The sequence below is a fragment of the Pelosinus baikalensis genome (assembly GCF_020819555.1).
Classification (GTDB): Bacteria; Bacillota; Negativicutes; order DSM-13327; family DSM-13327; genus Pelosinus; species Pelosinus baikalensis.
Map to the genome: position 1 here is coordinate 302,524 of NZ_JAJHJB010000002.1, position 6,656 is coordinate 309,179.

Below are 6,656 nucleotides of genomic sequence, written 5' to 3' on the forward strand. Positions count from 1 at the left end.
TCCTAAGTCAAACAGCAATCCATCTATTTCTGCCTTCACGTTTCGCCCGATATAAAGCATCATCGGCTTTCTTGATCAACATCTCATAAGAGGAATCGGGATCTGGTATCATTGTGGCAACGCCTAAACTAATAGTAACATAGAGATTAATTGCAGAAGCACTATGAGGTATCTGCAACTCTTCAACAGCTAACCTGATTTTTTCAGCGATCTTTTTTCCTCCAGCATAATCCGTAGCATACAAAACAACTGCAAATTCTTCACCGCCATAACGTGCCTTTATATCTGAATTGCGTTTCACACTATGATCCAATACTGCTGCAACCTTTTTTAGGCATTCATCTCCTGCCAGATGTCCATAGGTATCATTATAAAGCTTGAAATAGTCCACATCAATCATGATAAATGTCATTATTTTTTTCTCTCGCAATGCGTGCCACCACTCTTTAGCCAAATAGTTTTCCAAACATCGTCTATTGGCGATACCTGTAACTTCATCTTCCATGGAAAGATCTTTTAACTTTCCATTTACAGTCTGTAACTCCCTCATAATATTTTCCATCACTCGTGTAGTCTCGTATAAGGCAGCATTGCGTTGCTCTAATTCATATTGATAACTTAAAATACGGCTGCCAACGGATAATCGGCAACTCAGTTCTCTTGGATCAATTGGCTTAGTCAAAAAATCATCCGCTCCAGCATCAAAGCCAATAACCATATCTTCTATATCGCTTTTTCTTGCTGTTAGCATAATGACATACGTATGGGACGTTTTTGCGCCTTGTTTTATCCTCTTACATAGCTCCACCCCATCTATACCGGGCATAATCCAGTCTAAGAGCACAATAACAGGCTCATTAATAATCTGGAATATCTTCCATCCACTTTCACCATCAGCAGCAAGGATCACTTCATATCCCCATTGCTGTACCATTTCTGAAAGGATGGTGCGAATGCTTTTTTCATCATCAATGATTAATACTTTCATTTGACCTCACCTTATTTTTAAAATTATCTTCGGCTCTATACTGCTATTTTACTACTATATAATGATTCGCCTTACTCCGCTAGATCTTATTAGATTTACCTTGCCTTCTACTCTAAAGAGATTTAGTCAAAAAATCAAGGAAATCATGCTTCCACTTTCTTGCTATTTTGGTTTGACGATTATAACTTAACATGTAATCACAAGTGTCCATGAGTAAATAATAAAAACCTCTCTAATATAAAATGTCCCCTACAGAGCAGACACTAAAAAAGTCTCCCCTGTAGGGTCTTTTTATGTATTATAGAAAGGTTTTTTATATTCAGTATGATTTTCTACATTCTAAATTGTCTAACAATCCCTTGAAGTTCTTCTGCCATTTTAGCTAATGCTTGGCTGGATGCAGCAATTTCTTCCATAGATGCCGACTGCTCTTCTGTGGCGGCAGAAACGGTTTGTGTCCTGCCAACCGTTTCTTGACTAATCGTATCAATGTCGTGTACCGATTCCACAATTCGCTTACTGCCAGACGCCATTTCTTCAATAGAAGTTGAAGTCTCTTTTATATGCATCGTTAATTGGTCAATGAGTGCTGATATATCCCTAAAAGCTTGCCCTGCGGTATTAACCACTTGTGCTCCTACATTAACCTCATGGCTGCCTTCCGTCATCGCAACCACTGCTTCTTCGGTATCCGACTGGGTTTCCGTAATTAAATTGGCAATTTTCTTGGCTGCTTCTTGGGATTGCTCTGCCAACTTACGAACTTCCTCCGCAACAACAGCAAAGCCCCTGCCATGTTCACCTGCTCGTGCCGCTTCAATAGCAGCATTTAGCGCCAGAAGGTTGGTTTGAGCAGAAATTCCGGATATCGTATCGACAATCTGTCCAATTTCTTTGGATCGTTCTCCCAATCTCGTCACCACTTGAGCTGACTTAGTCACCGTTTTCTCTACGATTTCCATCTGACTAATTGCCGCATTTACGGCTTGTGTACCATCTTGGGTAGCTTTAGAGGTTTGATCGGATACGCCACTTATGATCGCTGAATTCTCGGCAACTTTCTCAATGCCTGCAGAAAGCTGCTGTACTACAACAGTCGTAACATTCACTGCACTTGCCTGCTGTTCAGCTCCTTGGGCTACTTCACTAATCGTCGCTGCTACTTGATTCGTAGCTTGAGCCGATTGCTCTGCGCTTGCTGTCAGCTCTTCTGACGAGGCAGCAACTTGCTCAGATGAAGATGCTACCTGGCGTACCAAACGCTGCAAGCTGCTAGCCATGCTATTTAATCCGACCCCAATATCACCAATTTCATCCTGGTCTACCACATTAATACTCTCTACCCCAAGATTTCCTTTTTCGATCTCATTTAGAAACATGCAAACGGATTTTAGCCTTCTGGCAATTGCATTGGATAATCTCCAACCTAAGAACAGGCAGAGTAGAACAAAAAATCCTGTTAATGTGAAAATAACGATTCCCGCAAATCCAGCATACTCTTGTCCCTTACGATTCGCCTTTTCACTTTTATCTGACATGAAGTCAGCTAACTCTTTAAGAGTTGAATTGACAATTTCCAGTTTGCCGGCTGCCTGCTGGGTGAAGTAAGCATATGCTTCCTGCTTGCGCCCTTGCTGAGATAATTCGATAGCTTTTTGACGCTCTGTTCGATATTGACCGATTGCTTCTTTTAGCACTACTAACTTTTCCCGTTCGAAGGACCCCAAATTTTGGCTTTCATATGCCTTTAATGTTTGGTCTGTTTCCGTCGACAACGATTTCATCTGAGTGACCAAGACATCTTCTCTTGCTTTATCAAGATTACCAAAAATCATTTCCAGAATCATTCCATGGACGGCTCTAAAATTATGTCGAGTCTCATTTAGCCTTTTAATCGACAACAGATTTTCACTATACATAATTTTCATTTCGTTACTCATTGTGTTTATATAATAATATCCGATAGAACCAACTAAAAGTGTTGCCATTGATATTATTAAAATGATTGCAAGTATTTTCCCCTTAACCTTTAGCTTCACGTAAACCTCCTGAAATATGTAAAATGTAAAAAATATAGCACCAGTCTAAGATACGCTGGTGCTAATTACAATTCTACATTGAATCGGCAACCTGGCAATCATAGGATATCTTCCCTTAGACCCACGGCTTTGCGTCCTTATCTTTGGATAAGTTTGCCACAATATATTTTTCCATTTAATATTACATTATATTACATAAACTGTCAACATATGCCAAACTTTTTAGAACGTTAGGGATATATAATTATTTACTATGTTTTCGACTCAAAAGAAAAGCTGTAATAACAGCCGTTAACGGTATAGAGCAAATAAGTCCGATACTTCCCGTGAGAGCCCTTGTAATTTCTGTTGCAACAATATTCAAATTCATAATGCGCATGAAAGACACATTATCTTGTGATGCGATCAAAAATACCAGCGGCAAAGAGCTGCCTGTATAAGCCAGGATCAAGGTATTTGCCATAGTTCCCATAACATCGCGTCCAACATTGATACCCGAGTTGAATATTTCTCTAAATCCATAATGAGGACAGGACTGTTTGATTTCATATTGAGTCGATGCAATGGATATGGTAACATCCATAACAGCACCTAATGATCCTAAAATAATGCCTGCAAATAATACTTCTTGGAAGTTCATAAAGGTGAGGGTCGTAACCTTTAGCATCATTGCTTCTTCACTATCTAACCCCGTCAGATGCATCCAAGAAATGGAGATAGCGGCTAATACACCGGCAATCAATACGCCACCAACGGTTCCTAAAATAGCACCCCAGGTCTTTGAGTTCCAGCCACTAATGGTAATTTGAGTAATGGCTGTAATCACTGCGCAAACAAGCATCGTGGCAATGATAAAGTTCCAATGGTAATTTAAGATCAAGGGAATCATACCTTTAAGAATAATAACTACTGAAAAGCAAATAACAAAAATAGTTTTGATGCCTATGGTCTTCCCTAGAATTAATAAGGATAAAATAAAAAGACCAACTAGAATATACGTGGGAAAAAGACGATTATAATCCGCAATATGATACTGTTTTTCATTTTGCACATCACTCACTGCAAGAATAATTTTATCACCAGGGCTGGGATTAATATCAAATAAAGGTTGATTCGTAATATAGTTAATGCTTTGCACTTGCTTGCCGGACTCTGCCCCTGATGTGAGCAGGATTGTAACTAAACTTTTACTGCTGATACCCACTTTTTTATTGGGTGCTACATCCAGTGATTGTATCGACAGCACTACACCATTCACATACTCAATTGGTTGTGTATTGTTGCCTGCCGCCAAGACAGGCACCGAACTAAAAAGTAGACAGGCTATGAGAGTCACTAGAATATATCTGGGAGAAATTCGCTGTAATTTCATAAAGATAATCTCCTTACTATTTTAAAATATAAGCTCTACGGTGTCGTTTGATGCTTTTAATCCTTGCATTTTAACACTTGTATTGAAAATATACAAGATCCTATTAATACTTCCAAGTAAATCTACTTAATAAATAAGACCCTACAGATTATTTTGTCTGTAGGATCTTATTTACATTTCACTTCATGCTTTTGCTAACTGTATGGTCTCGATAAATTGTTTGGCCTTTGTTGTAATAGAAGTATAATCGCCAGTTTTGGCTCCTCCAGTAAGATTACTACCTACCCCCACTGCTACGCAGCCAGCCGTAATCCATTCCTTCCACTACATCCCTAATGGACATTGCACCCGGCATTATTGGCACGCGATACCGATTGCATAGTTTAACAGTGTCTACATTCAGACAAGGAGACACAACATCTATAAACGAAATTTGGAAACAATTACCTGCAATTCACCCGCCATATTTGCTAAGGCTTGGCTGGAAGATGCAATTTCCTCCATAGAAGCAGATTGTTCTTCTGTTGCCGCCGAAATGGTCTGGGTATCTCCTGCTGTATCACCTGCTATGCTTTTCACACTATCTACAGAAGAAACAACATCACCGCTGGAAATGGAAAGTTTCTCAGCAGCTGTACCAATATCCTGTATCTGACCATTTAGCTGCTGAATCATTGTAGTAATAGCATGAAATCGCTCACCAGCACTCGTAATAATCTCTGTGCCTTTCGATGCTTCAATTGTTCCTTGATTCATGGCTGCTACTGCTTTACCAGTCTCTGCTTGGATGTCGCGGATGATGACAGCGATCCTTTGCGCTGCTTCTTGCGACTGCTCAGCTAACTTTCGGACTTCATCCGCTACCACTGCAAAACCTCGTCCTTGCTCGCCAGCTCTGGCTGCCTCTATAGCAGCATTAAGCGCCAATAAGTTGGTCTGCCCGGCAATGCCGCTGATGACATCGACAATTTCACCAATTTGCTGCGAACTTGTCCCTAATTGCTGTACGACTTGTGCTGATTGGGCAACAGACTCTTCAATGATCTGCATTTGTTTCGTTGCCAGGTTCACTGCATCTCCGCCATCACTTGCCACCTGAGCCGTTTCCTCTGATTTTGCAGATACCTGATTGGCATTGCTGGCAATATCAGTAATAGCTGACGCCATATCTCCTACGACTGAAACCGTTTGTTCTACTGTCACCAGTTGACTAGATGCACCACTGGCTACATTAGTAACCGTTTCAGCAACTTGTCCTGCCGCTTGAGCGGACTGCTCAGAACTGGCTGTCAATTCTTCACTGGCTGCTGCTACTTGCTCAGCAGATTTTGCTACCTGTCCTACCACATGGCGCAAATTATCAGTCATAGCTGTAAATGCTTGAACCATATCGCCAATCTCATCCTTGGCAGTATATTGAATATTAATCACTCGCAAATCACCGCTGGCGATACTTTGCGCCGATGCAGCTACTTTCCCAAGGGGTTTGGAAATGCGCCGTGCTAAAAAGAGTGCCAAAATACAAGCTAAGATCAAGATAATCACATCTAAAAGTCCAAGCAGCATCTGAATATGTTCTGTTGCATCAATATTCTGTTGTATTCTAAGATCCATTCGTTCGGTTAAAAACTTTACGGTATCACTCATATTTTTTTCAGCGGCTTGGATTTTCGCTCCTGAAGCAGCTACTGCTTTTAAGGCTTCCTCTTGACCTAATGTCTTACGAGCATTAATTCCTTGATCAGAAACCTTATGATATTCAGCTAGTGATGCTCGCAGAGCAGCTACCTGTTCTTTGCCTTCAGGTGTAATTAGCTTCTTTTCCAAGCTAATCAGAGTGGACTCCATATTTTTCCTAGAGGTTTCATACCCTTGAATATATGTAGGATTCATCGTTAAAATATACCCTCGAACCTGGGATGATTGAACATTTAATTCAATATTAAGACCCTTAACCTCGACTACTAAAGGAACGCTTCGCTTTAGCACATTATCATAGCCATCTTGCACATTGTCAATTTCATAATATGTATATACGTTAAGCCCTGTAAAAGCTATAACGATCATAATACATACAAATAGTATTTGCTTGCTTATTGATATCCGCATAAAATTCTCCCACCTTATCCCCTAAATAGATTTGTTAAAAATAGGTTTCAGTTTATTAACGAACCCCTCCTTTTTAAAAGATCCCATATTTATGTAACACAATTTGCTTATGTTACATAAAATAAGAGTATTAAAGCTAAATAAAGTT

4 protein-coding genes, 1 pseudogene and 1 riboswitch are annotated in these 6,656 nt (G+C 40.0%); all 5 genes and pseudogenes read right to left on the minus strand.

Features of this window, described 5'->3' with window-relative positions; all coding sequences use genetic code 11:
* Positions 1–7: 7 nt before the first annotated feature.
* On the minus strand, positions 8–988 hold the full coding sequence (locus LMF89_RS02910; RefSeq protein ID WP_229533813.1) for a GGDEF domain-containing response regulator: 981 nt from the start codon (positions 986–988) through the stop codon (positions 8–10).
* A gap of 332 nt (positions 989–1,320) precedes the next feature.
* The gene (locus LMF89_RS26130; protein WP_229533814.1) at positions 1,321–3,027 is read right to left on the minus strand and encodes a methyl-accepting chemotaxis protein; all 1,707 of its coding nucleotides are present in this window, start codon (positions 3,025–3,027) and stop codon (positions 1,321–1,323) included.
* 82 nt (positions 3,028–3,109) lie between these two features.
* Positions 3,110–3,195: riboswitch (cyclic di-GMP riboswitch) on the minus strand.
* Positions 3,196–3,271: 76 nt separating this feature from the next.
* Positions 3,272–4,399, minus strand: coding sequence for a YibE/F family protein (locus LMF89_RS02920; RefSeq protein WP_229533815.1), 1,128 nt, complete (start codon positions 4,397–4,399; stop codon positions 3,272–3,274).
* 183 nt (positions 4,400–4,582) lie between these two features.
* A pseudogene (locus tag LMF89_RS02925) lies at positions 4,583–4,817 on the minus strand (beta/alpha barrel domain-containing protein); the annotation flags it as partial.
* Positions 4,818–4,819: 2 nt separating this feature from the next.
* Complete coding sequence (locus tag LMF89_RS02930) at positions 4,820–6,508, minus strand: methyl-accepting chemotaxis protein (RefSeq protein ID WP_229533816.1); 1,689 nt, start codon at positions 6,506–6,508, stop codon at positions 4,820–4,822.
* Between the last annotated feature and the right edge of the window lie 148 nt (positions 6,509–6,656).

What these genes read in the sequence shown, in the direction of transcription:
- LMF89_RS02930 (WP_229533816.1), bottom strand. Translation starts at nt 6,508, where the DNA reads ATGCGGATATCAATAAGCAAGCAAATACTATTTGTATGTATTATGATC.
- LMF89_RS02910 (WP_229533813.1), bottom strand. Translation starts at nt 988, where the DNA reads ATGAAAGTATTAATCATTGATGATGAAAAAAGCATTCGCACCATCCTT.
- LMF89_RS02920 (WP_229533815.1), bottom strand. Translation starts at nt 4,399, where the DNA reads ATGAAATTACAGCGAATTTCTCCCAGATATATTCTAGTGACTCTCATA.